Source organism: Chromohalobacter sp. HP20-39 (assembly GCF_033052815.1).
GTDB lineage: Bacteria > Pseudomonadota > Gammaproteobacteria > Pseudomonadales > Halomonadaceae > Chromohalobacter.
In genome coordinates, this window is record NZ_JAWHTP010000744.1 from 1 (window position 1) to 267 (window position 267).

The window sequence follows — 267 nt, forward strand, 5'->3', positions numbered from 1 at the left end:
GGCCGCCGTTCCGGCCCGGAGCTCGCGTTCGCAGCGGCTCCGCGCGCCGCAGGCCCGGCAAGCGGCCTCGAGCGCCCGCATGGTCTCGGGCTCGCTCCGCCGAACGGCTTCGGGGTCGAGCTGCAGGCGTCGCATCAGGCTGACGACGCCCTGGAGTTTCGCGCCGGCGTCCGGCGACAGGCCCGCGGGCGCCGCGGCGTCGGCCTCCATCATCGTCTCCATCATCTCCTGGTCGATGTCCCGGATTTCCTGCGCCGCCTTCAGGAG

At 74.2% G+C, this 267-nt stretch carries 1 protein-coding gene; it reads right to left on the minus strand.

The window, feature by feature from the left end; all coding sequences use genetic code 11:
• Positions 1-267: hypothetical protein (locus tag RVY79_RS19930; protein ID WP_317466307.1), on the minus strand; the 267-nt coding region annotated here is incomplete at both ends.